The organism is Kocuria sp. KKT182 (assembly GCF_055635395.1).
Genome location: NZ_CM145757.1, coordinates 2495296 through 2516837, shown reverse-complemented (window position 1 = coordinate 2516837; position 21542 = coordinate 2495296). Strand labels below are relative to the sequence as shown.

Sequence of the window (21542 nt, the reverse complement as noted above, 5' to 3'; positions counted from 1 at the left end):
GAATCCGCTGTGAGATGCATCACGCACATCGGTGACCTCACCGTAGAGGGCGACCGTTGGACTCGTCAACGGTTGTAGCTCTGAATTGTTGCGGTGTCCCCCGAAAAGCACCTCGGCGGCTCACTGGTCGCGCAGCAGCGCCTCCACGGTGCGGGCGAGGTCCAGCAGCACGGCGTCCGCCCCCGGCCCCGCCGCGAGCTCCAGGCCCACCGGCAGGCCCTCCGCGGTGCGCCCGGCGGGGAGGCTGATCCCGGGGGTGCCGATGATGCCGGCGAGGTCGGAGTGGCGGGTGAAGGTGTCGAAGGTGGGCACGCGCCGGCCGTTGAGCTCCACGGTCTCGTCGTCGCCGATCGGCCGGGCCGTCAGCGGGCACGTCGGCTGCACCAGGGCCGTCACCCCCTGAGCCTGCATCGCCCCGGTGTACAGCCGCAGGGCGAGCCGGCGCTCCTCCTGGGCCGCGCGGTAGTCGTCGTCGGCGGCGCGGAACACCTGCGCCAGCTCCCAGATCCGCCGCACGTCCGGGCTGCCGATCCCGTCCCGCACCTCGTCGAGGGAGCGTCCCGTGCCGCGCGCCTCCAGATAGGACTGGAGGTCGGGCAGGAACTCGTGGAGGGCGATCGTCATGCCGGCCGCGGCGGCCAGCTCGCGGGCGGGGCGGACGTCGACCGGCACGAGCTCCGTGCCGGCCGCCTCCAGCGCTCGCAGGCCCGCGCCGAAGACCGTGTCCACGCCCGGCTCCAGGTCCTCGAGGAACAGCTCGGGCACGCCGAGCCGGACGCCGTGGAGCGGGCCGGGGCCCTCGTCGTCGAACTCCAGGTGCCGCGCGCCGGGCGCGCCCAGCGGGTGCTCGCCCGCGAGCAGGGCGTCCAGCAGCACGATGTCGTCCACGGTCCGGGCCATGGGGCCGATCGTGTCCCGCGAGTGGGCGATCGGCAGGACGCCCGACGACGGGTAGCGGCCCAGGGTGGGCCGGAAGCCCACGATCCCGCACAGGGCGGCGGGGATGCGGGCCGAGCCCCCGGTGTCCGCGGCGACCGCGGCCGGGACCAGGCCCACCGCCACGGCCACCGCCGAGCCACCGCTGCTGCCACCGGGGCTCAGCGCCGGGTCGGCCGGATGGCGCACCGGCCCGTACGCGCCGTTGTTGGAGGTGATGCCGAAAGACAGCTCGTGCAGGTTGGTCTTCAGGGCGAAAAGCGCCCCGGCCTCGCGCAGGCGGGCCACCGCGGGGGCGTCCCGCGCCACCACGTCGTGCTCCAGCGACCGGGTCCCGCCGGTGGTGGGGAACCCCGCGACGTCCACGATGTCCTTGACCGCCAGCGGGATCCCCGTCAGCGGGCCCCGCGTCTCCCGGCGGTCCAGCGCGTGGGCGAAGGCCCGGGCCAGCTCCGGGTCCGCGCTGATCACCGCGCCCAGCCGCTGCGCCGTGGGCAGGCGCTCCAGCAGGGCGTCGAGGTGCTCCACGTGGCTGATCCGGCCCGCGGCCAGCTCCGCCCGGGTGGTCCTGATGTCCCACGAACAGGGGCCGCTGAGGTCTGTGGTGAGCGTCATGATCCATGGTGTCCACGGACGGGCCCGGGCGGCAAGCGGTGTCCGCGGTCGGTGCGAGAATGGAGGGGCTGCCCGGAAGATCGGGGCGGCGTCGTCGTGTGCGCGCTCCGCTGTCCGCGGAGTGCGCGGGGAGAGGTGGACCAGGTGTCGATGGTGTCGGAGCGCTCGTCCGGGAGCGACCGGGAGTACGGCCGGACCCCGCCGCAGGACAACGTCGCGGAGCAGTCCGTGCTCGGCGGGATGATGCTGTCCAAGGACGCGATCGCGGACGTGGTGGAGGTCCTGCGCGGCGTCGACTTCTACAAGCCCGCCCACGAGTCCATCTACGAGGCCGTGATCTCCCTGTACGGGCGCGGCGAGCCCGCGGACGCCATCACGGTGGCGGACGAGCTGACCAAGCGCGGCGAGATCGAGCGCGTCGGCGGTCCCGCGTACCTGCACACCCTCATCTCCTCCGTGCCCACCGCGGCCAACGCGGGCTTCTACGCCGAGATCGTGCGCGAGCGCGGCGTGCTGCGCCGGCTCGTGGAGGCCGGCACCAAGATCGTGCAGCTCGGCTACAGCTCCGACGGCGAGGTCGACGACATCGTCAACGCCGCCCAGGCCGAGATCTACCAGGTGGCCGAGCGCCGCTCCTCCGAGGACTACACGGTGCTCAAGGAGGTCATCGAGTCCACGGTCGACGAGATCGAGGCCGCCGGCTCCCGCGGCGAGGGCATGCGCGGCGTGCCCACCGGCTTCATCGAGCTCGACGAGCTGACCCAGGGCTTCCAGGGCGGCCAGATGATCGTCATCGCGGCGAGGCCGGCCATGGGCAAGGCGCTCGCGCTGGACACTGCGATTCCCACTCCCACGGGGTGGACCACCATGGGCGAGGTCCAGGTGGGGGACGAAGTTATCGCCGCGGACGGCACGCCGTCCCGTGTGGTCGCGGCCACCGAGGTCATGACCGAACGTCCCTGCTACCGCGTGAGCTTCGACGACGGCTCCGAGATCGTCGCCGACGAGCAGCACCAGTGGCTGACCGATACACGCTCGTCCCGGAGATCGGCCCAGGCCGCAATCGCCAATTACGGCCGGGCGAAGAACCAGCAGACCTTTGCCGCGATCCGGACGACGGCTGACATTCGTTCGACATTGCGATGCACCACCAAGGAAGCCAGGCTCAACCACAGCGTAAGGAACGTCACGGCATTGCAGTTGGCTCCACAGGAGTTGGCTGTTGGGCCGTACACGCTCGGCGCGTGGCTCGGTGACGGTCACTCGAGGGCGGCACGTATCACCAGCGCCGATGAGGAGATCCTCATGCGTGTCTCTGCGGAGGGGTACGAGCTTCATCCTGTTGCAGGGATAACTCATGCCATCGGCCTTCCTCCGGAAGAGCGGGTTCTGCATGGTCGGTGCGAAATCTGCGATCAGCCCTTCACTCACACGGACAGGAACGTCCGAACGTGCTCCAAGACTTGCGGCGGCAAGCTCAAGGGCGAGCTGGCGACCAAGGTGCGAGCCACGTGCATTGACTGCGGTGGTACCTGTACCGGAGGTCTGCGGTGCATGGTCTGTCACCAGGAAAAGGCATCTTTCCAAGGCCGCCTGCGTGCTCTGGGCGTGCTCGGCGACAAGCACATCCCCATGTCGTACCTGCGAGCCAGTGAAACTCAGCGCCGAGAACTGCTTGCTGGATTGTTGGACACCGACGGGACCGTGACCAATGCAGGATGCGTACAGTTCGCGGTGACAAACCGACGGCTGGCACAGGACGTGCGTGAACTGGTCCATTCACTGGGGTACCGATCAGGTTGGGCCGAGAAGAGAGTCAATGGGCGAAGCGAGGCCTCATCCACCGCCTATCTTCTGACGTTCTCGACGTCCGATCAGGTGTTCGGCCTGAGTCGTAAACAAATCATGCACAAGGAGCGAGACGCGCGGGCTACGCCGAAACGCTCTCAGCGCTTCATCACCTCGGTCGAGCCGATCGACTCCGTGCCGGTGCGGTGCATCGAGATCGACCATCCCTCGCACCTGTATCTGGCCGGCCGGACGTTCATCCCCACGCACAACTCGACGCTGGCCCTCGACGTCGCGCGGTCCGCGGCGATCAAGCACAACCAGACCACGGTGATCTTCTCCCTCGAGATGAGCCGCAACGAGATCGCCATGCGCCTGCTCTCCGCCGAGGCCACGCTGAACATGCAGGACCTGCGCAAGGGCCGGCTGCAGGACGAGCAGTGGGCCAAGATCGCCACCACGATGGGCAAGATGGACTCCGCTCCGCTGTTCATCGACGACTCCCCGAACATGTCCCTCATGGAGATCCGGGCGAAGTGCCGCCGGCTCAAGCAGAAGCACGATCTCAAGCTCGTGGTGCTCGACTACCTCCAGCTCATGAGCTCCGGCAAGAAGGTCGAGTCCCGCCAGCAGGAGGTCTCGGAGTTCTCCCGTGCCCTGAAGCTGCTGGCCAAGGAGCTCGAGGTCCCGGTCATCGCGCTGTCGCAGCTGAACCGTGGCTCCGAGCAGCGCCAGGACAAGAAGCCGATGGTGTCCGATCTTCGTGAAAGTGGATCCATCGAGCAGGACGCGGACATGGTGATCCTGCTGCACCGCGACGACGTCTACGACAAGGAGTCGCCGCGTGCCGGTGAGGCCGACGTGATCGTGGCCAAGCACCGCAACGGTCCCACCAAGACGATCGTGGTGGCGTTCCAGGGCCACTACTCCCGGTTCGCGAACATGGCGCACGAGGGGCTCTGACCCGCACACAGGCCGAGGAGTGCTCCCGGCTGCTCGCCTCGGGGTGCCCGCGGAGCGGCGCGGCCGTGCTGCTCCGCGGGATCGGTCCCCAACGATCGCCCAACGGACGTTGTCGGGGCTGCCGGCCGGGGGGACCATAGTGGTGTCGGATCTCGGAGACGAGGAGCCTGCCATGACCGCACCGACCGCAGACGCGACGGACCCGGGGAAGGATCCCGGGGGGCTCAGCAGGCGGGTGCTCGACGAGCAGGTCGCCGCGATCAACGCTCACAACGTTGCCCGCTTCGTCTCCTTCTACGCCGAGGACGCCGTGGTCGTCGACCCGCAGTACCCCGAGCCCCTGCGGGGTCGGGCCGCGATCGAGCGGGACATCGCTGACTTCCTCCGGGCCTTCCCGGACCTGGGCATGGAGGTCACGAGCACGGTCGTCGACGGCCCGGTGACCGCGGTCGAGGCGACCACGACCGGCACGCACGACGGACCGCTGGCGCTGCCCACCGGGGACGTCCCCGCGACCGGGCGCCGGCTGCGATTCCCCATGGCCTTCTTCGATCGGCTGGACGAGGAGGGCCTGATCGTGGAGGAGCGGCGCTACTACGATCTCGCGACCCAGCAGGAACAGCTCGGCCTGAGCTGACCACGCGGACACGGGAGGTGCCCATGCCGAGCATCCACGTCGAGCACTGGGGCGCCGGTCCGCCCGTGCTGCTGGTCCACGGCAGTGTCACCGGCGGGGCGATGACCTGGGACACCCAGCGCCCCCTGGCCCAGCACTGGCATTTGATCGTGGTGGACCGGCGCGGCTACTTCCCCAACCCGCCGGCCGAGGTCGAGGACTTCGAGGTCGACGCCGGGGACGTCGCCGAGCTGCTCACCGAGCCCATGCACCTGGTCGGGCACTCCTACGGCGGCGTCGTGGCCCTGCTGGCGGCGGCTCAGCGCCCCGGGATGGTCCGGTCCCTGACCGTCAACGAACCGCCGGCCTTCGGCCTGCTGCCCGACGACCCGATCGTGCGCGACTACGCCCGGGGGCTGCGGGAGCTGTGGGACCAGGGCCCGGCCGACCCCACTGCGTTCCTGCATGCGTTCATCGGCTACGTCGGCAGCGCCGTCACCCCGCCGAACCCGCTGCCGCCCGCGCTGCTGCAGAACGCGCAGATCCTCCGGCACGAACGCCTCACCGACGAGGCCCGGATTCCGCTGGGCGCCCTCCGGGAGGCGCCCTTTCCGAAGCTGGTCGTCTCCGGCGGTCACAGCCCGGTCTTCGACGCCGTCTGCGATGTCCTCGAGCGTGAGCTCGAGGCCGAGCGGGCGGTCGTGCCCGGTGCTGGCCACAGCATTCAGCGCACCGGGGAGCCCTACAACGAGGTGCTCCACCGCTTCCTGGCCGCAGCGCGCTGACGCGAAAAGCAGGCATCCCGGAGGCCGGCGCCTCGGCACCGTCCGGGGCGAACTGGGCGGCATGGGCGAGCGGATCGCCGAAGTATCGGGTCACAATGGTGCGGGCCCTCCGGCGGATCTGGAGAATGGTTCTTCGGAGCAGAGCCCCCGTGGGGTGGGCCCTGGGCGGGAGGCGGTGCTGACTCATGGGTGAGGTGTTCCGCCACGAGCTCACGATCCTGGATCCCGAGGTGCTGCCCGCGCTCGGCGAGCGGACCGGCATGCGCTTCGGCTACAGCTCCACCGATCCGGCGTTTTCCTACCGGTTGTCGAGGGCCGGGGACGGCCAGGTTGCCATGTCGGCGGTGCACGTGGGCGGAACGATGTCCCTGTGGGGGGACACCGAGGTCTTCACTGTGGCCCACGTGCGAGGGGTCCGGTACGACTGGCAGATCCGCGCGGAGATCGGCGACGCGGCTGCGGGCTCATCGGTGCTGTTCCGCCCCGAGCACCCGTCCCTGGTGGTGGCGCAGGACGTCGACGTGACCATGGCGCACCTGCCGGTGGAGCTGGTGCAGGCCACGGCCGACACTGTCTACGGCCACGAGACCCCGGTGGATTTCAGCTCGTCCGCCCCGGTCAGCGCCCGGCTCGGCGAGTACTGGTCGGACCTGGTGCGCCGTGGTGCCGACATGCTGGGGTCGACGGTCTTCGAGGAGCCCATGGTGCGCGCCGACCTGACCCGCCACCTGGCCGTGGGTCTGCTGGAGTGCTTCCCGCTGCTCGGGGACCGGGAGGAGCGGTACCTGTCCATGGAGGCCCAGTCCCGCCGCTACCGGATCGCGGCGCAGTTCTTCGACGACCACGCCTCGGACCCGATCACCGTGGAGGACGCCGCCCGCGCCGCCCGGACGACCACGAAGGCCCTGGTGCGGGCGTTCCAGGCCAACCATCCCCTGGGCCTGACCCCGGCCCAGTACCTGCGCCGGACGCGGATGGACGCCGCCCACCGGGACCTGCAGGACGGCGACCCGGCTCGCGGGGACACCGTGAAGGGGATCGCCGCCCGATGGGGCTTCACCCATGCGGGACGCTTCGCGCAGTACTACCGGCAGGTCTACGGGACGACGCCGAGCCGCACCCTGGACCGCTGACCGCTGACCGGTGCCGCACGGGCGTGGGAGAGTGGGGGCATGCGCGCAGTGGTGATCGATGCTGTCCGGGGCCGGCCGGAGATCCGTGACGTCGCCGAGCCCACGGCACCGCCCGACGGGGTGGTCGTCCGGGTCGAGGCCACGGGCCTGTGCCGCAGCGACTGGCACGCCTGGGCCGGGCACGACGAGATCGCGCTGCCCCACGTCCCCGGGCACGAGCTGGCCGGGGTGGTCGTCGCGGTGGGGGCGGGCGTGCGCCGCTGGAGCACCGGGGACCGGGTGACCGTCCCCTTCGTCTGCGGCTGCGGCCGGTGCGAGTGGTGCCGTTCCGGCAACGCGCAGGTCTGCCCCGATCAGCAGCAGCCGGGGTTCACCCACTGGGGATCCTTCGCCGAGTACGTCGCCCTGCACGGGGCCGACACGAACCTCGTGGCCGTCCCCGAGCACGTCGACCTCGCCACCGCGGCCGCGCTGGGGTGCCGGTTCGCCACGGCGTACCGGGCCCTGGCCGACCGGGCGCGCCTCGCCGAGGGGGAGTGGGTCACCGTGGTCGGAGCCGGCGGGGTGGGGCTCAGCGCGGTGATGATCGCCCGGGCACTGGGCGGACGCGTGATCGCGGTCGACCGCAACCCGGAGGCGCTCGCCCTCGCCCGTGAGCTCGGCGCGGAGCACACGCTGCGCGCGGACGGGCGCGACGTCCCCGCGGCGGTCGCCGCCCTCACCGGCGGGGGCGGCCACGTCGCCGTCGACGCCGTGGGCAGCGAGCAGACCTGCGCCGACGCGGTCCTCAGCCTGCGCCGGCGGGGCCGGCACGTCCAGATCGGCCTGCTGCCGCCGGTCGAGGGCCATCCGCGCGTGCCGATGGCGCGGGTCATCGGCTGGGAGCTGGACCTGCTCGGCAGCCACGGCATGGCCGCGGCCGACTATCCGGCCATGATGGCGCTCATCGAGCAGGGCGCACTGCAGCCCCAGAAGCTCATCGAGCGCACCATCGGGCTCGACGAGGCGGCGGCGCTGCTGCCGGTGTTCGACACCGCGACGGTCGCCGGCATGACGATGATCGATCCCGGGCTGTAGACCCGCTCGGAGGCGGCGAGCGGACCGACCCCGGCGCCGGGGACCGCCCGCCGCTGCCCGGGCCCCGTCCCCGCATTCCGACAGCCGATTTTCGTGGATCGTGAAGAATCGGCAATGTTCTTCCGGAAAAGAGGGGCGCACCCCCTTCCGCCTCGGGCAGAGTGATCTGCACCACTCGGGGGACGCGAACTTCCCCGGTGCATCGCGTGAAGGGCGACCGCCGTTCACCCCGGTGTCCGCCGCTCCCATCCCGGTCGGCTCCACCGCCACCGTTCAGCTCCGCAACAACTCACCAGGTGCCCCCGAAAACGCTTCGGGCCTGAACTCCTCCTCCCTCCGACCGCCCCGGCGGCGCCGCGTGCGCCCGCCACCCGGCACGGAGCGAGGACCTCATGATCGAACAGGAGATGACAGCATGAACCGACAGGCCGTTCATCTGAATGCGCACGAGGTGACTCCCGTAGGACTGTGGAGCCTCCGTGCCAGTGCGCCCACCGTGGCGACCGTGGTGTCGCTGAACTTCCCGGGCCTCACCCCGCAGACCCGGGACCTGATGCGCCGCCGCACCCGCACCGCGCTGCAGTGCCTGGTCAACACCGGGGCCCGGCCGATCCTGGTCGACTCCAGTGCCCGGGAGCTGCCCGACCCCGCCGTCACCGCCTCCGCGGACGCGGTGCTGGTGCTCGGAGGAGGGGACGTCGACCCTGCCCTCTACGGGGCGGGCGGGCCCGTGCCGAACGGGTACGGGGTCGACCGGCGCGCCGATCTCTACACCGTGGACCTCCTCGTGCAGAGCCTCGACCGCGACGCCCCGCTGCTGGCGATCGGACGGGGGGCCCAGCTGCTCAACCTGGCCTGCGGGGGAACTCTCGTCCCCGATCCCGGCACCGGCCACGGACACCGCGGTGCGCCGGGGGACCCGGTGTGCCCCGAGGAGGAGGTCGCCCTGGAGCCCGGGAGCAGGCTGGCCGCCGTCTTCGGCGCCCGGCGGCTCACCGTCCGGTCGGACCACCACCAGGCCATGGGGGTCGTGGCCCCCGAGCTGCGCGTCACCGCCGTGGCCGAGGACGGCGTGGTCGAGGCGACGGAGCACCTGGGCCGCACCTGGGCCGTCGGGGTGCAGTGGCACCCGGAGGACTCCCACGGCTCGGCCGCGGACCGGGGGCGGCTGTTCTCCGCGTTCGTGGAGCAGGCCGGGTCCGGGCGGCGCCGCGTCCCCAGGTCGCGCGTGCTGGCCGCGTGAGCCGGTCCGTCTTCCGGTCCGCGCCGCGGAGCGCCGCGCCGCGGCGCGGACCGGAGGGGCGGCGGCCGGAGCCCGGGCGGGTGGGCCTGCTCGAGGGTGCGTCGGCGGCCGACAGGCCTCACCGGGCGGCGGGCGGCGTGACGTCCTCCGCCAGGCCGGCCAGCCACGCGGCGCACAGCGCCGGCCAGGCCGCGGGCGCACCGGTGCCGCCGGCCAGTCCGAGACCGTGCGGTCCGCGGGGAAAGACGTGGAGGGCGTGGGGCACGCCCCGGCGCGCCAGCGCCTGGGCCAGCAGGTAGGAGTGCTGCACGGGCACGGACGCGTCGTCGGCGGTGTGCCACACGAAGAAGGGCGGCGCGGCCCGGGTCACCAGCCGGTCGAGGGACGTGGCCGCCCGCACCTCGGCGGCGGGCCCCGGGCCCAGGAGCTCCTCCTGCGACCCCCGGTGCGTGTCGAGCTGCATGGACACCACCGGGTAGCCCAGGACCACGGCGTCGACCCGCTCGGGCCCCGAGTCCGGTGCGGTGAGTGCGGCGTGCCCGGCCAGGTGCCCGCCGGCGGAGAAGCCCAGCAGGACGACCCGCCCGGCCCCGGCCGCCCTGACCCGGCGCACCTCGGCGTGCACCGCGTCCACGGGGACGGGGTGCCTGGCGTGCACGGGATAGCGGAGGACGCCGGCGGAGAGGCCGAGGCCGCGGAGCCACTCGGCCACGGGCTCGCCCTCGTGGTCCGCGTGCCGGGCGTACCCGCCGCCGGGGAGGACGACGACGTGCGGAGCGGGCGACGGCGCGGGCGGTCGCGCCCCCGCCGGTCCGGCGGCAGGGTGAACGGGGTCCATGCGGGGTGCCTCCTGGTCGGTGCTTCCTGGTCGGTGCTGGACGGTCCGGTGCCGGAGCGCCCCCGGCGCCGGGCGCACAGCACCGGCTCCGCGGAACGGCAGGACATCGGTGCCCGTTCGTCCCGCGCGGGAGCATCCGGGCGTCCGAGGCCCTACTCTGTCATCATGCTGATCACCACCGCGGCTCCGCCCGCCCCTGTTGAGACCGCGCCGGAGGCCCTCCGATGAGCGGCGGTCTGATGGCCCTGCTGGACGACGTCGCCGCCCTGGCCCGCGTCACCGCCGCCTCCGTGGACGACATCGGCGCGGCGGCGGGCCGGGCGAGCATGAAGGCCGCCGGCGTCGTCGTCGACGACACCGCCGTGACCCCGCAGTACGTCCAGGACGTCTCCCCGGCCCGCGAGCTGCCCATCATCTGGCGCATCACCAAGGGCTCGCTGCGCAACAAGCTCATCTTCATCCTCCCGGTCATCCTGCTGCTGAGCCAGTTCGCGCCGTGGCTGCTCACCCCGATCCTCATGCTCGGCGGCAGCTACCTGTGCTTCGAGGGGGCCGAGAAGATCTGGTCGAAGATCTCGGGCCACGGGGCCAAGACCAAGACCCCCGTGGTCGAGAAGGGCAAGGACGCGGAGGACACGATGGTCGGGGGCGCGGTGCGCACCGACCTGATCCTCTCGGCCGAGATCATGGTCATCTCCCTCAACGAGGTGGCCGGCGAGCCGCTGCTCTCGCGGGCGGCCATCCTGGTGGTCGTGGCCATCGGCATCACCGTCCTGGTCTACGGGGTGGTGGCGCTGATCATCCGGATGGACGACTTCGGCCTGCACCTGGCCGGACGGTCCTCCCCGACCACGCAGAAGATCGGCCACGGCCTGGTGAAGGGCATGCCCGGGCTGCTCACGGTCATCTCGGTCGTGGGCACCGCCGCCATGATCTGGGTGGGCGGGCACATCGTCCTCGTCGGCCTCGACGACCTGGGCTGGCACGCCCCGTACGAGGCCGTCCACCACGTCGAGGTGCTCGTGCACGACGCCGTCCCCGGCGGTCTCGGCGCGGCGCTCGCCTGGCTCACGAACACCTTCTTCTCCGCCGTCCTGGGCCTGGCCTGGGGTGCCATCCTGGTGCTGGTCTGGGAGCTGCTGCCCTTCGGCAAGGGCGAGCACGAGGCCGAGCACGCCGCCCACGGCGCCCACGAGGCGCAGGACGAGCACCACGGGAAGCACTCCTCAGCGGCGTCCTCCGCGGCGGCGTCCTCGGGGGAGGAGGGCGCGGGACCGTCCGGCCCGTCCGACCCCACCCCGCCGGCCGACGGGGGCTCCACCGCGGCCCGCTGACCGGGCTCGCCGGGAGTCCGCTCAGAGATCGTCGGGGTCCCCGGCGCGGGCGTTGAGGTACTCGTCCAGGACGGCGGAGCCCAGGTCCCCCGGGTCCGGCGCCACCACGCGCCCGTCGATCCGCTCGGCCATCCGCCGCAGGAACCGCTCCAGCCCCGGGTCGTCGCCGAGCCGGAAGAACGTCGCCTGGGCCCCCATGCGTCCCAGCCGGTCGAGCTCCTCGACCGTGGCGCGCAGGGTCTCCGGCTCCGTGGGCCAGGAGAACCAGCTCTCGCCGTCGGGCAGCAGGTGCGCCGTGGGCTCCCCGTCGGTGACCACGAGCAGGACGGGCTGCATCGAGGGGTGCTTGCGGAAGAACCGCGTGGCGAGCAGCAGGGCGTGGTGCAGGTTGGTGCCCTGCTCCCGCACCGGCGGCAGCCCCGTGAGCTCGTCGACCGGCAGGGCGCGGGCGTAGCGGCCGAACGCGACGATCTGCAGCTGGTCCCCCCGGAACCGGGTGGAGACGAGGTGGTGGAGCGCGAGCGCCGTGCGCTTCATAGGCACCCAGCGCCCCTCGGCGGCCATGGAGAACGAGGTGTCCACGAGGAGGACGACGGCGGCCTGCGTGCGCGCCTCGGTCTCGGCGACCTCGATGTCGCGGACGTCGAGGCGCAGCCCGCGCCGGACGTCGCCGCCCTCGGCGGCGGTGCGCCGGATCGCGTTGGTGATGGTGCGGGTGGTGTCCCACGGCTCGGCGTCCCCGAACTGCCACTCCCGGGTGGCGCCGGAGGGCTCGCCGGCCGCACCGGCGAGGCGGGTGTCGCGCTGACCGGTCCGGGAGGACAGGTTCTGCGCGGCGTCCCGCATCAGCGCCTTCCCGATCCGGCGCACGGCGCGGGGCGAGAGCCGCAGGTCCCCGTCGGCGCCGCGCTGCAGGTAGCCGCTGTCCCGCATCGCCCGCTCCAGCTCGGCCAGGGTCCGGGCCGAGACCGCGGCGTCCTCGCCCAGCTGCCGTGCGAGCGCGTCGAGGTCCATGTCGTCCAGGTTGGCGCCCCGGTGGTGCTGCGCCAGCTGCTCGGCGAGGGAGTCGAGCTCGGCGATGTCCTGGAGCACGCCCGTCCCGTCGCCGAGGCCCAGGCCGTCCTGGCCCTCGAAGCCCTCCGACCCGCCCCAGTCCTCGCCGGGGCGCAGTCCCTGCAGGTTCGCGTCGAGCCGGCCGAGCTGGTCCATCAGCTCGGGGGAGCCGAACGCCTGGGCGGAGAGCTGCATCAGCTCCTGGCGCTGCTCGGGGGACATGGAGTTGAGCATCCGCTGGGCCGCCGCCGCGCGCTGGGCCAGGGCGTCGATCAGCTCGTCGACCGACTGCGGGTTCTCGGGGAAGTGCTCCCCGTGCTTCGCCATGAAGTCCTGGAAGTCCTCCTCGGTGTCCTCGCCCCGCCCGTGCTTCTCGAGCAGTTCGTTGAGGTCCCGGAGCATCTCGGCCACGGCCTCCCGGTCGGCGTCCGTGGCGTTCTCCAGGGCCTGCTTCATCCCGGCGAAGCGCTGGTCCAGCAGCTCGCGGCCGAGGAGGTCCTTGATCTGCTCGTAGGCCTCCCGGGCGGACTCGGACTGCCAGTCGTAGGACGCGAGCTCGCTGACGGCGGCGGCCGTGGAGCTCGGCAGGCCGTCGAGCTGCATCTCCCGGAAGGAGCGGTCCATCGGGTCCATCCGGGCGTCCCGCAGGAACTGCTCGCGCTCCAGGCGCAGCGCCTTGTCCAGCAGCTTCTTCGCCTCCTCGAGCGTGCCGCCCAGGCCGTGGCGCTTCAGCAGCTCGCGCCGGCGCTGCTGCAGGCGCCGGGACAGGTCGTCCAGGCCGTCGCGGCCGCGGCCGCCCCGCCGGAGGAACTCGCGCAGCGCGTGCTCCGGCGAGTACCCGGCCATGACGTCCTCGGAGACGGCCTCGAGCGCCTCGGAGAGGTCCACCGGCGGGGCCAGCGGATCGGGTCCTCCGGTGTACCGGCCGTACCTCGAGGACCGGTGGTGTGCGGGCATGACGCCCCCTCTGTGTCTTCTCTGTGTCCCGGTGCGGAACCCGGTGCGGGTCCTGGTGCCGGCCGTGCGGTCAGCCGTAGACGGTGCCGGCCTCGTCGGCGTCCTTGGAGATCTTCTGGGCGAGGTAGAGCCCCTCCAGCGCCAGCTCGATCGCGCTGGCGCGCTGGCCCGGCGTGCTCGCGCCGAGGCGTGCGGCGATCTCGTCGTAGGCGGTCGCGGCCCCGTCGTCGTCGGAGGCCGTCAGCTCGGGCAGCCCGGCGAGGAAGTCCTGGGCGGAGACGTCGTCGCCGGTGGACACGGTCGTGCGGCCGTCGAAGGCCTCCACGACCGGGCCGAGGTCGAGACCGCGGAAGCGGCCGCGGACGGTCTCGGCGGTGGCCCGGCGGAGCAGGTGGTCGAGGATCGCGCGCTCGCGGCCCTCCTCGCCGGACTCGAACTCGATCTTGCCGGCCAGGACGTCGGTGGCCGTCTCCATGTCCACCATCCGCGCGACCGCCTCCGCCTCGCCGCGGATCGTGGCGCGGCGCAGCGCCGCGGCCGCGACCGTCTCCGCGCCGGCGATGGCGAAGCGCGCCGACACCCCCGAGCGCTGGTCCACCGCGGAGGACTCCCGCAGGAGGCGGGTGAACCGGGCCAGGGTCTCCAGGATCGTGTCCGGGACCTCGGCGATCAGCTCGGCCTCCTGGCGGATCACGGCGATCTCGTCCTCCAGCTCGAGCGGGTAGTGGGTGCGGATCTCGGCGCCGAACCGGTCCTTGAGCGGCGTGATGATCCGGCCTCGGTTCGTGTAGTCCTCGGGGTTGGCCGTGGCCACCACGAGGACGTCCAGCGGCAGCCGCAGGACGTAGCCGCGGATCTGGATGTCCCGCTCCTCCATCACGTTGAGCATGGCCACCTGGATGCGCTCGGCGAGGTCGGGCAGCTCGTTGATCGCCACGATCCCGCGGTGCGAGCGGGGCACGAGCCCGTAGTGGATGGTCTCCGGGTCCCCGAGCCGCCGGCCCTCGGCCACGCGCATCGGGTCCACGTCCCCGATGAGGTCCGCCACGGACGTGTCCGGGGTGGCGAGCTTCTCGACGTAGCGCTCCGACCGGTGCCGCCAGACCACGGGCAGCTCGTCGCCCTCGAGCAGGATCCGGCGCCGCGACGCCTCGGTCAGCGGCTCCAGGGGGTGCTCGTTGAGCTCCGACCCCTCGATGGCGGGGGACCACTCGTCGAGCAGGCCGGCGAGGGTGCGCAGCAGGCGGGTCTTGCCCTGGCCGCGCTCGCCCAGCAGCACCACGTCGTGGCCGGCGAGCAGGGCCCGCTCGAGCTGCGGCAGGACCGTGCGCCCGAGCCCGTGCAGGCCCGGCCAGGGGTCACCGCCCTCGGCCAGCGTGCGCAGGAGGTTCTCGCGGATCTCCTCGCGCAGCGTCCGGTGGGTCACGCCGGCGGCGCGGAGCTCGCCGAGCGTGCGAATGTCAGGGTGATCGGTGCGATCAGTCACAGCGCCAACCTAACCCCGGCGTCAAGAGGGCGCCCCCGGGCCGGGGCCGGCGTCGTCGCAGGCGGCGCCCGACGACGACGGGCGCGGGGCCCCTGTGGCCCCGGGGCCCCCGCCAGTACGCTGGTGCATCATGGTCACTCGCAAGGCACCACGGAGCACCCTCGTCCTGCTCGTGCGGCACGGGGAGACCCCCACCACGGGCAAGGTCCTGCCGGGGCGGGCCCCCGGCCTGCACCTCTCCGAGCGCGGCCGGGCCCAGGCGGACCGGGTGGCGGAGCGGCTCGCGGGCGTGCGCGTCGACGCCGTGTACACCTCACCGCTCGAGCGCACGCGCGAGACCGCGGCGCCGACCGCGGCCCGGACCGGCCGGGAGGCCGTCGTGGAGCCGGGACTGCTCGAGTGCGACTTCGGGGAGTGGACGGGCGAGGAGCTCTCCCGCCTCTCCCGGCTCAAGGCGTGGTCGACCGTCCAGCGGGCGCCCTCGACCTTCCGCTTCCCCGGCGGCGAGAGCTTCCCGGAGATGCAGGCGCGCACCGTGGGCGCCGTGGACCGGGTGCGCGCCGCCCACGAGGGCGGGGTGGTGGTCTGCTTCTCGCACGCCGACCCCATCAAGGCGGCCCTCGCCCACGCCCTGGGCACGCACCTGGACCTGTTCCAGCGGATCGTGGTCAGCCCGTGCTCCGTCTCGGCGATCTCGTACGCGCCGGGGCAGGCGCCGGCCGTGCTCACCGTGAACTCCACGGACCAGCCGCTGGCCGGCCTGAGGGTGTCGTGAGCGGACGCTGATGGGCGAGCTCGTGCTCCTGACGGAGGGCCGGTTGGAGCTCCTCGGACTGATCCGGGAGAGCAGCAACTCGGCGCTGCTCGTCGAGGTCACGCTCGAGGAGGAGACGGCCTGGGGGATCTACAAGCCGCTCGAGGGCGAGCGGCCGCTGCTCGACTTCCGCCCCGGCCTGCACCGGCGGGAGCGCGCCGCGTACGTGCTGAGCGAGTTCCTCGGCTGGGGCATCGTCCCGCCCACCGTCCTGCGCCAGGACGGCCCGTTCGGCTCGGGGTCCCTGCAGCGGTTCGTGGAGCACGACCCGCGGCAGCACTACTTCACCCTCTACGACACCGCCCCCGACACCCACGACGCCCTGCGCCGGATCGCGCTGTTCGACCTCGTGGCCAACAACGCCGACCGCAAGGGCGGCCACGTGCTGCGGGGCGCCGACGGCCGGATCTGGGGGATCGACCACGGTCTGTGCTTCGCGGCGGCGTTCAAGCTGCGGACGGTCGTCTGGGACTTCTCCGGCGAGCCCGTGCCCGAGGACCTGCTGCGGGACATCGCCCCGCTGGCCGACGACGTCCCCGCCGAGCTCGCCGAGCTCCTCGACGCCGAGGAGGTGGCCGCGCTGCGGCGGCGGGTGCGCCGGCTCCTCGACGAGGCGGTCCTGCCGGTCGACGTCACCGGCCGCCGGATCCCCTGGCCGCTGCTCTAACGGCGCAGGGTGGCGGCCGGGTTCTCGCCGTAGGCCTGCCGGTGGCGGCGCGCGAAGTCGCCGGGGTGGTTCATGCCCCAGCGCCGGGCGATGCCGCGCACGGTGTCACCCCGGGCCGGGTCGCCCTGCACCAGGTCGTCGTGGGCGGCCACCAGCCGCAGCTCGCGCAGATAGGCCCCCGGCGTGGTCCCGGCGTGGGAGCGGAAGGCCCGGACGAGCTCCACGGTGCTCACCCCCGCGTGGCGGGCGACGTCCTCGACCGTGATCGGCGAGGACGCGGCGGCGTGCAGGAACTCGACCGCGTCCCGGTAGGCCGCCTGCTGCCCGGCGGCCGACGCGCGCCGGGCCACGGGCTCCCCGGCGAGGGCGAACGCCTCCAGGGTCGCCACCGACATCCGCCGCCGCAGATCCGCGCGCAGCAGGGGGAGGGAAGCGACCTCGGGGTCGGCCAGGACCTGCTGCGCGAACGCGAAGGTGCTCCTCCAGTGCCTCTCCCGGGCGGGGGAGTGCGGGCGCGGTCCGTGGAAGGCGACCTCGAGGGTCTCGTCCCCGTGGACCGTCCGGGCGGTCTCCCGCAGCGTGGACCGGTCGATGGTGACCGAGTCGACCAGCAGCTGGTCCACCTCGCCGCAGTACTCCTGGCCCGGCTGCAGCAGGAACACCCCGAGCCCGCTGCCCCTCCGGCCGTCGATGCTCCAGTTGACGCCCCCGGCGCGGGGCACGACGACCGAGAACATGTCGTCGAGCACCATCCGGCCGGCGATGCTGCCGCGGAAGGTGAGCCGGCCCAGTTGGAGGTCGGCGTCGCCCAGCACGTCCTGGCGGTACAGGAAGGACGACTCGTCGGTGATCGTGCCCATGCGCGCACTGGTGTAGATCTGCTGCAGCGCCTCGTTCGCCACCTCCGGGTCGGTGGTCGCCGTGTGCAGGCGGATCGGCGTCCCCGGCGCCCGCTCCGTCTCCTGGGGCATCCCGGTCAGCTCCGCAGGGTGGTGGCGGGGGCCTGGCCGTGCCGGTCCCGGTAGGCGGCGGCGAAGCGGCCGCGGTGGCCGAAGCCCCAGCGGGCGGCCACCGCCTCCACGGTCGAGCCGGTCGTGGGGTCGGCGGCCAGCAGCTCCCGGTGGACGGCGTCGAGCCGGGCGTCGCGCAGGTAGGCCATCGGGGTGGTGTCCAGCTCCCGGCGGAAAGCCGCCTGGAGACCGCGCACGCTCATCCGGGCGGCGGCGGCGATGTCGGCCGGTCCGACGTCCGCGGCCACGTGCTCCTCGATGAAGGCCACCGCCCGCCGCACTCCGGCCGGAGCCGGGCGGGTCTGCCCGGTGGCCGTCCCGCTGCGGTCCAGGAAGCTCCCGGGAAAGGTGTGCAGCAGGACGGTGGCGAGGGAGCGGGCGGCCTCGGAGCGGATCAGGGGGCTGCTCATCGCCCGGGAGTCGGGCAGGAGGTCGCGGGCGAAGTGGGAGACCGTCCCGCGCCAGTACTGGGTCATGGCCGGCGACACCGGGCGGGTCCCCGTGAACTCCAGCCGGAAGCCCTCGTTCCTCAGCAGCCGCCGGGCGTGGTCCTCCACCGCGGCGGGGTCCAGGGACACGGTGGTCGCCTCGAGGTCGTCCCACCAGCTGCTGAAGGTGCGCTGCGGGAACAGGAAGGGCCCGGTGCGGGGGAAGCGGTCGCCGGCGCTGGTGGCGCTCAGCACGCCCGCCGTCACGTGGCACACCCGCAGCACGCCGGCGCCGTCCGTGCGGCCGGTGCACGAGGAGCCCTTCAGCCGGACGCGCTCGTAGGCGACGAAGTCGATCCCGGTCGAGGCCAGGGTCATGTCGAAACTGCCGTCCGGGGAGCGGCGCACGCCCCGGATGGCGAAGACCTCGTCGAGCACCGCGATGCCCTCGGCCGGGTCGCGGGTGCTGAACACGGCCCGCTGCACCTGGGAGTCCATGGTCCGCAGGCTACGCCCGACCGCCGAGGGAGTCGACCGCGGACCGCCGGCGGTCCGCCGGGACCCTTGCCCGCGGCGCCCGCCCGGGCGTACCTTGGTGGCCATGTTCCTGTCCTGATGCCCCGGCCCGCGTCCGCGGCCGGCACCGTCGATCCGAGCCCAGAGGGCTCCGCGCATCCGGTGCCGCACTCGCCCGGCGGGCCCGACCCCCAGCATCGACAGGACCGCACCGTGACCACCACCGCCCCCTCGGCGGCGACCGCCGCCCCGCACCGCCCCGCCCACCTGCGCCTGGACGGCATCGGTGTCAGCCACCCCGGCCGCCGGGTCCTCACCGACGTGTCCCTGACCGTCGCCGCCGGTGAGCGCACCGGCCTGATCGGGGAGAACGGCGCCGGCAAGACCACCCTGCTGCACGTGGCGGCCGGGCTCCTGGTGCCGGGCACCGGCACCGTGCACCGGCCCGAGCGCACCGGACTCCTCCACCAGGAGCTCGACCTCCCCGCCGCCACCACCCTGGAGCAGGTCGTCGAGCGAGCCGTCCGAGAGGTCCGCGCCCTGGAGCACCGGCTGGCAGCGCTCGCCGCCGGCATCGCCGCGGCGCCCGACGACCCCGCGACGGCGGACGCCTACGACACCGTGCTCCGGGACGCCGAGCGCCACGGGCTGTGGGCCCTCGACGCCCGCATCGAGACGGTCCTGAGCGGACTCGGACTGGCCCGGCTGCCGAGGAGCCGGGCGGTCGGGGAGCTGTCCGGCGGGCAGCGGCGCCGCCTCGCGCTCGCGGCGCTGCTGCTCGCCCGGCCCACGGCGCTGCTGCTCGACGAGCCGACGAACCACCTCGACGACGACGCCGTCGACTTCCTCGCGGCCGAGCTGGCCGGCTGGCGTGGCCCGGTGCTCCTGGCCAGCCACGACCGGTGGTTCCTGGACGAGGTGGCCACCGGGGTGGTCGACCTCGACCCCGCCCTGGGGCCCGACGAGTCCGCGGGCGGCCCGCCCCGGCAGGGCACGGCGTCCACGGGCGGCTACAGCTCCTACCTCCGGCAGCGGGAGCTCGCCCGCCGCCGCTGGGCCGAGCGCTTCGCCGCCCAGGGGCAGGAGCGGGAGCGGCTGCGGGAGATCGCCGAGGTCTCCGGCCGGGAGATCTTCCACACCACGGCCCCGAAGTCCGAGGGCCGGATCACCCGGAAGTTCTACAGCGACCGCGCCGCCAAGACCATCGGCGGCCGGGTGCGCTCGGCCCGCCACCGGCTGGCCGAGCTCGAGCGCACCGCGGTCGGCCCCCCGCCGGCGCCCCTGCGCTTCGCGGGCTTCCACCGGGGCGCGGACACCGGGGCCGACGCCGACGTCCCGCTGGTCCGGCTCACCGGGGCACATGTGGACGGGCGACTGGCGCCGACCGACCTCGAGCTGCGCGCCGGGGACCGGTTGCTGGTCGAGGGCCCGAACGGCACCGGGAAGTCGACGCTGCTCGCCGTGCTGGCGGGGGAGCTGCGCGCCGACGGCGGGACCGTGGAGCGGCAGGGTCCCGTCGTCGTCGGCCGCCTGGCCCAGGACGACTCCTGGCCGGACCCGGCGTGCCCGGCCGAGGCGGCCTTCCGCTCCCGGCTGCGGGACGGCAGCGGCGCCCCGACGCTGGAGGAGCTCGGCCTCCTGCGCGCCGGCGACGCCCGCCGCCCCCTCGGGGAGCTCTCCCCCGGGCAGCGCCGGAGGGTGGCGCTCGCGGCCCTGGTCGCGGAGCCCGCCCCGCTGCTGCTCCTGGACGAGCCCACCAACCACCTGTCGCTGGCCCTGGCCGAGGAGCTCGAGCGGGCCCTGGAGGACTTCCCGGGCACGGTGGTGCTGGCCACGCACGACCGGTGGGTCCGGCGGCGCTGGCGGGGCCGGGTGCTCCGGGTGCGGTCCGGGACGGACTGACCGCCCGGAGCACCCGCCTACGGTGCCGCGGCCGGGCTGGGGGAGGTGCCGGTGTCCTCCCGCACGTACGCCTCGATCTCCCGCCCGGCGTCCCCGAACCAGGGCGCCGACTCCTCGTAGTCGGACCACCCGTCGGTCAGGACGGCGACGACGTAGTCGTGCCCGCCGAGCTCGACGATCCCGGCGTCGTGCGAGACGTCCACCAGCAGGCCGGTCTTGTGCGCGAAGCCGACGTCCGGGGAGAAGCCCGAGGAGAGGGCGTAGTCGAAGTGCTGCTCCTCGAGGAATCCCATGAGCAGGGCGGTGGAGGAGCCGGAGAGCAGCTCACCGCGGCGCAGCCGCTTAAGGAGGGCGGCGACGTCCGCGGGAGTGGTGGTCATCGCGACGACGTCCTGCGAACCGGTGTCGGGGTCGAAGGTCGTGGCCGTGAAGCCCTGCCCGTGCGCGAAGGCCTCGACCTGCTCCCACCCGAGCCACTGGCCCAGTGCCGCACCGGAGGCGTTGTCCGACCAGCTGATCATCACGTCGAGGGCCTGCTCGACCGTGAGGCCCAGTCCCGGCACGACGTCCGAGAGGGCGAGGGCGCCCCGGTCGGCCCGGTCGAGGACCGCATGGGCCAGGAAGAGCTTGTAGAGGCTCGCGCTCGTGAACGGGCGGTCCGCGTTGCGGGCCACGACCTCCCCGCCCTCCGGGCCGAGCAGCACGACCCCGAGCTCCCCGGGCACCTCGGCGGCGAGCTCCTCCAGGTCCGCCGCCAGGCCCGCGGCGGCGGCCTCGGCCGTCGGGGCGGCGGCCGGCACGGCCCCGTCCCCGCCGCAGGCGCCGAGGAGGAGGGCGAGGGCGAGGCCCAGCGCCGCGGCGCGGCCGGATCGGGCCCCTCGACAGCTCGTGCGCACGGTGCGCCTTTCGTTCCCGGACGGGGACGCGGGCGGTTCGCCCCGGCGGCAGGCGCCGGCCCCGTTCCCGACCGTACCGGCGCCGTCCTGGATTTCCGCTGAGCATCTTCCGTCAATCCTGTCCCCTCTGTTGCACCGGTTTGGAAAGCGTGCTTACCTTTGATGCTCATGCAGAACCACGGAGGAGGGGTCATGACAGCAGCTGCGGGCGAGAGCTGGTGGCGCAGGACGCTGGCGATCGGGTTCCTGTCCTTTGCCGCCCTGGGGCTCGCGGGGTGCGACGACCCCGGGTCCGGCGGCGAGGAGGGCACGGAGCAGGAGGCCCCCGCCGGAGGCGAGGAGACCGCCGAGGACGAGGCCACGGACGCCACCGAGGAGGAGAACACGACCGGGCCCATCAGTCCCACGGAGGGCGAGGGTCCCATGGAACAGGATGACGAGCAGGAGAACGGCTGATCCGGCGGCTCCCTGGCCGGCGGCGCCGG

General features: G+C 73.5%; 18 protein-coding genes. 11 read left to right on the top strand and 7 right to left on the bottom strand.

The window, feature by feature from the left end:
• Nucleotides 1-120: 120 nt before the first annotated feature.
• On the bottom strand, nt 121-1551 hold the full coding sequence (locus tag ACZ2G1_RS11825) for an amidase family protein (protein WP_290467681.1): 1431 nt from the start codon (nt 1549-1551) through the stop codon (nt 121-123).
• A 150-nt stretch (nt 1552-1701) separates the two neighbouring features.
• On the opposite strand from ACZ2G1_RS11825, the gene dnaB reads away from it, so the two are divergent.
• The 6 genes from dnaB to ACZ2G1_RS11795 all read left to right on the top strand — a co-directional run bounded on the left by dnaB (nt 1702) and on the right by ACZ2G1_RS11795 (nt 9156).
• Nucleotides 1702-4302, top strand: coding sequence for a replicative DNA helicase (dnaB, locus tag ACZ2G1_RS11820; protein WP_109244488.1), 2601 nt, complete (start codon nt 1702-1704; stop codon nt 4300-4302).
• Between the two features lie 172 nt (nt 4303-4474).
• Nucleotides 4475-4939, top strand: coding sequence for an ester cyclase (locus tag ACZ2G1_RS11815; RefSeq protein WP_470376844.1), 465 nt, complete (start codon nt 4475-4477; stop codon nt 4937-4939).
• Between the two features lie 23 nt (nt 4940-4962).
• On the top strand, nt 4963-5703 hold the full coding sequence (locus ACZ2G1_RS11810) for an alpha/beta fold hydrolase (protein ID WP_290467680.1): 741 nt from the start codon (nt 4963-4965) through the stop codon (nt 5701-5703).
• 185 nt (nt 5704-5888) lie between these two features.
• Complete coding sequence (locus ACZ2G1_RS11805) at nt 5889-6836, top strand: helix-turn-helix transcriptional regulator (protein WP_290467679.1); 948 nt, start codon at nt 5889-5891, stop codon at nt 6834-6836.
• Between the two features lie 39 nt (nt 6837-6875).
• On the top strand, nt 6876-7913 hold the full coding sequence (locus ACZ2G1_RS11800) for an alcohol dehydrogenase catalytic domain-containing protein (protein WP_470376843.1): 1038 nt from the start codon (nt 6876-6878) through the stop codon (nt 7911-7913).
• 505 nt (nt 7914-8418) lie between these two features.
• Nucleotides 8419-9156, top strand: coding sequence for a gamma-glutamyl-gamma-aminobutyrate hydrolase family protein (locus ACZ2G1_RS11795; RefSeq protein ID WP_470376842.1), 738 nt, complete (start codon nt 8419-8421; stop codon nt 9154-9156).
• A gap of 118 nt (nt 9157-9274) precedes the next feature.
• Here ACZ2G1_RS11795 and ACZ2G1_RS11790 read toward each other — a convergent pair whose 3' ends face one another.
• Entirely contained in the window at nt 9275-9994 is a 720-nt protein-coding gene (locus tag ACZ2G1_RS11790) for an alpha/beta hydrolase (protein ID WP_115163293.1), read from the bottom strand.
• A 224-nt stretch (nt 9995-10218) separates the two neighbouring features.
• On the opposite strand from ACZ2G1_RS11790, the gene ACZ2G1_RS11785 reads away from it, so the two are divergent.
• The gene (locus ACZ2G1_RS11785) at nt 10219-11328 is read left to right on the top strand and encodes a DUF808 domain-containing protein (protein ID WP_109244475.1); all 1110 of its coding nucleotides are present in this window, start codon (nt 10219-10221) and stop codon (nt 11326-11328) included.
• A gap of 21 nt (nt 11329-11349) precedes the next feature.
• Here ACZ2G1_RS11785 and ACZ2G1_RS11780 read toward each other — a convergent pair whose 3' ends face one another.
• Complete coding sequence (locus ACZ2G1_RS11780) at nt 11350-13338, bottom strand: vWA domain-containing protein (protein WP_095650067.1); 1989 nt, start codon at nt 13336-13338, stop codon at nt 11350-11352.
• Between the two features lie 70 nt (nt 13339-13408).
• Nucleotides 13409-14824 carry a magnesium chelatase ATPase subunit I gene (locus ACZ2G1_RS11775; protein WP_035924417.1) on the bottom strand — a complete coding sequence of 472 codons (1416 nt, stop codon included), beginning with the start codon at nt 14822-14824 and terminating at the stop codon, nt 13409-13411.
• Nucleotides 14825-14954: 130 nt separating this feature from the next.
• Between ACZ2G1_RS11775 and ACZ2G1_RS11770 the strand changes: the two genes are divergently transcribed.
• Together ACZ2G1_RS11770 and ACZ2G1_RS11765 are read left to right on the top strand one after the other, a co-directional pair.
• On the top strand, nt 14955-15599 hold the full coding sequence (locus ACZ2G1_RS11770; RefSeq protein ID WP_017835026.1) for an MSMEG_4193 family putative phosphomutase: 645 nt from the start codon (nt 14955-14957) through the stop codon (nt 15597-15599).
• A gap of 10 nt (nt 15600-15609) precedes the next feature.
• Entirely contained in the window at nt 15610-16305 is a 696-nt protein-coding gene (locus tag ACZ2G1_RS11765) for an SCO1664 family protein (protein ID WP_109269052.1), read from the top strand.
• On the opposite strand, the gene ACZ2G1_RS11760 is transcribed toward ACZ2G1_RS11765, so the two are convergent.
• Nucleotides 16302-17276: a helix-turn-helix transcriptional regulator gene (locus tag ACZ2G1_RS11760; protein ID WP_017835024.1), complete on the bottom strand. Its 975-nt coding sequence runs from the start codon at nt 17274-17276 to the stop codon at nt 16302-16304. The genes ACZ2G1_RS11765 and ACZ2G1_RS11760 overlap by 4 nt on opposite strands.
• A gap of 5 nt (nt 17277-17281) precedes the next feature.
• Nucleotides 17282-18241, bottom strand: coding sequence for an AraC family transcriptional regulator (locus ACZ2G1_RS11755; RefSeq protein ID WP_470376841.1), 960 nt, complete (start codon nt 18239-18241; stop codon nt 17282-17284).
• 231 nt (nt 18242-18472) lie between these two features.
• Between ACZ2G1_RS11755 and ACZ2G1_RS11750 the strand changes: the two genes are divergently transcribed.
• Nucleotides 18473-20161, top strand: a complete 1689-nt coding sequence (locus ACZ2G1_RS11750; RefSeq protein WP_470376840.1) for an ABC-F family ATP-binding cassette domain-containing protein — start codon at nt 18473-18475, stop codon at nt 20159-20161.
• Between the two features lie 17 nt (nt 20162-20178).
• Here ACZ2G1_RS11750 and ACZ2G1_RS11745 read toward each other — a convergent pair whose 3' ends face one another.
• Nucleotides 20179-21057 carry a serine hydrolase gene (locus tag ACZ2G1_RS11745; RefSeq protein WP_272026429.1) on the bottom strand — a complete coding sequence of 293 codons (879 nt, stop codon included), beginning with the start codon at nt 21055-21057 and terminating at the stop codon, nt 20179-20181.
• A gap of 192 nt (nt 21058-21249) precedes the next feature.
• Between ACZ2G1_RS11745 and ACZ2G1_RS11740 the strand changes: the two genes are divergently transcribed.
• Nucleotides 21250-21513, top strand: coding sequence for a hypothetical protein (locus tag ACZ2G1_RS11740; protein ID WP_470376839.1), 264 nt, complete (start codon nt 21250-21252; stop codon nt 21511-21513).
• The last annotated feature ends 29 nt before the right edge of the window (nt 21514-21542 follow it).